At 60.1% G+C, this 2,676-nt stretch carries 4 protein-coding genes; all 4 read right to left on the bottom strand.

The window, feature by feature from the left end:
- Window positions 1-335: 335 nt before the first annotated feature.
- Window positions 336-977: a DUF6441 family protein gene (locus C7964_RS19545; RefSeq protein ID WP_110281221.1), complete on the bottom strand. Its 642-nt coding sequence runs from the start codon at window positions 975-977 to the stop codon at window positions 336-338.
- The gene (locus tag C7964_RS19540; RefSeq protein WP_110281220.1) at window positions 974-1,285 is read right to left on the bottom strand and encodes a head-tail joining protein; all 312 of its coding nucleotides are present in this window, start codon (window positions 1,283-1,285) and stop codon (window positions 974-976) included. The genes C7964_RS19545 and C7964_RS19540 overlap by 4 nt, the downstream gene beginning before the upstream one ends.
- A gap of 12 nt (window positions 1,286-1,297) precedes the next feature.
- On the bottom strand, window positions 1,298-2,320 hold the full coding sequence (locus C7964_RS19535; RefSeq protein WP_110281219.1) for a major capsid protein: 1,023 nt from the start codon (window positions 2,318-2,320) through the stop codon (window positions 1,298-1,300).
- A 109-nt stretch (window positions 2,321-2,429) separates the two neighbouring features.
- On the bottom strand, window positions 2,430-2,676 hold a 247-nt coding region (locus C7964_RS20090; protein WP_181417264.1), incomplete at its 5' end, for a head decoration protein.

Raw genomic sequence — 2,676 nt, 5'->3', positions numbered from 1 at the left:
GGTGGATCGTATCGCCGGCAACTTCGCGGCAATCTTCATGCCAGTAGGTATCGGTCTCGGGATCATGCAGCACGGTCTCGTCTCTAGCAAAACACCAGCTGCAGACATGCTCACCATCAACCTTCTCCAGCCTCATTTCACTCATAATCACCCCATCGCTGTCACCGTAACCTGACTTCGAAGTGGGCCAGCCGTTGCTGCGTCTCGGGAAGGACGACGGCTGACCCTAAGTGGGTATGCACAAACGGGAATCGGCAAGTGCCCCACAATGCCATGCGACCGCAAGCAGCTGGCCACACGTTGATATTTATCAATATTCTGCAAATCAGGCGAACTTATGACAAGTTGGTAACCTTAACCTCCGCCCAATTTGCCACAATCAGTCCCGGAACCGCTGCCTGTGCGCGCTCAGCGTCGCGGGCCAGATCGAGCCTTTTTGCGAGCATCACCTGAGGCACCAGCAAGAAGATCGGCACCGTCGCCTTCCCGCGTCCGGTTTTCGACCGTGACGCAACGCCCAGCCCGCGACTGTTTAGCCGCCCATCCGCCACCAGCAGGCTTGGACCCCGACGTCGATAGACAAACCGTAGCCGCAGCCCGCGCCGCCTCTCCCATTCGCCGGGCGTGAGCGCCTTGCCGCGGGCGCCTTTGCCTGCCGCTGGCGTCGGGATCGCCAACCAGAACCCGTCCTTTGACCGGATCAACGGGCCCGTGTCATGCGCGCCGATGATCTGAGGCGCGTTGGACCAGACCAGTGCTGCAGCATCAAAGCTTTCGCCAGTAGCAGGATAGGTCTTGGACCGGATCGTGTTTGCGAGCCGTTGTCCAAGCCGGGCACGCGTGACCTGCGCACGCCAGTTGGATTTGAGCTCGCCGCCCGCCGCGCGCATGGCAGCAGTGACTGCCTTTTCGCCTGCGAGGATTTCGGCTTGCATCGCGATGACGATGTCGCCCGCGACAGAAAGGTCGAGCTTCATGCAGGTGTTGCCTCAATGGTCCAGATCAGCCGCTCGCGATCACGCAGGGGTTCGCCTTGGATCAGGAAGGTTTCTTCGCCAAAGAGGATCTGTTCATCGGGGCGGGGTGCGGGCAATTCAGACACGCGCACGTCGAAACGGAATGTTTCCGAGACCAGACGCGCGGCTCCGAACGTGGTCAGATCATCATTGCGACGCGGGATAATGCGGATACAGGTGAACTGCCCTTCGCTGTCACGATGCCACGCCTCATGGGCGAGGTTCGGATCAGCAAAGAGCAGATCGAGGGCTGCATGGAATGCCGTCATACCCGTTCAGCCTCAGTTGCCTGAGTGCAGGCGGATGGCCATGCGGGGCCGCTTGTTCACGGGCAGGATCGAGCTTTCGGTCATGAGATCGATCCAGCGTCCCTTGGCGTCGATCATCTGGCGGGCGTAGAGTGGCAGGCCGATGGTATTGGCGGTCTCGAGCAGATTGGCCGGCCCGCCATAGGTGGTGAAGGTATCAAAAGTGCCAAGTGGAAAGGCGATACCTTCGCCAGCGGGGATCAGACGTTCCGACGTGCCGTTCGAGAGGGTGACAGAGCCGTTGTATTCCTCGAACAGAATGCCAGCGAAAGGAAATGCGCGGCGCATGTCCTCGCGTAGCGGTTGGCCGCCAGTGGCCGAGAAGAACTTATAGGCCTCTTCGGTTTTGGGATGGCTGATCAGCTTGTCGAAGAATTCGGAGCTTACCAGCGCGTGGGCCGTGGTCATGGTTTCGCCAAGCAGATTGTCCTCCATGGCGCGTAGCACGCTGCGGACCTTGCCCTGCACGTTTGTGCCAGCGGTGCCAAAGGTGAAATCAATCGAGATCTTCTCCAGACCGAACTCGACGAAATAATCATAGAGCGTGGTGCCTGCACCGTCTTTCACGATCCCGCGCAGCGCATTCATCTCCATATATTCGCGGGTCTGGGCATGCTTGCGGCGCATGAGCGTCAGCTTGCGGTTCATCACTTCAACCAGTGGATCAGCGGCATCAGAGACGCCCAGTGCCGGCATGCCCTGGATGTCGGCAGGCAAGATCACGTCGTCATGGGGGATCCACGGCAGCGCAAAAGACCGCATTGAGCGCTGTTCGCGGTTCCCAACGGTGGCGGGTGCGCCCAGTGGGACGGAGGGCAGAAGGCTGAGGACGCCTTCACGCTGCTCGATCACGATGGAGCGTTGCGTGACGCCCTCAAAGCGGAACAGGCCAATCTGGCCGAGGCGGGTGTAGAGGTTGGGCAGGATATTGATGGCCTGCGTCATCTCGGCGAGCGAATAGCCGCCCGCGTCAAAGGGATTACGGGTGAGGGTCATGGGGTGCTCCTGGGGAAAGAAGGGAAAATGGCAGCACAAAGTACTGTCGCTAAAGGATCAGCCGCTGAATGCAGTTTCAGCCGATACGAATCGGCAGCGTTCGGATGGCTCAGGCAGTGTCGCGTGGAAGGATACCCAAGGCAGCAAGCTGGCCGTGTTTGGTAGCGGTCTTTGCCGCATCATCGATGGTGGCATCCAACACGAGGGCTGCCTTGGACACGATGGCCGGTCCACGCACCATAACGACCGCCTCCTGGTCAGCTGCGGTGGCGTCAGTCGCATAGAGGACCACGGCCGCCGCGTTTTGCGCCCCATCACTGCCACCTGAGGTGGATAGTTTGTATTTGCCGCTGGCT

Origin of the sequence: Loktanella sp. PT4BL, assembly GCF_003201935.1 — a bacterium.
Taxonomy (GTDB): domain Bacteria; phylum Pseudomonadota; class Alphaproteobacteria; order Rhodobacterales; family Rhodobacteraceae; genus Yoonia.
The sequence above is the reverse complement of the archived record's forward strand: the minus strand, read 5'-3'. Positions and strand labels throughout refer to the sequence as shown.

Coding starts and splice junctions, on each gene's coding strand:
- C7964_RS19545 (WP_110281221.1), bottom strand. CDS start 977: ATGAAGCTCGACCTTTCTGTCGCGGGCGACATCGTCATCGCGATGCAA.
- C7964_RS19540 (WP_110281220.1), bottom strand. CDS start 1,285: ATGACGGCATTCCATGCAGCCCTCGATCTGCTCTTTGCTGATCCGAAC.
- C7964_RS19535 (WP_110281219.1), bottom strand. CDS start 2,320: ATGACCCTCACCCGTAATCCCTTTGACGCGGGCGGCTATTCGCTCGCC.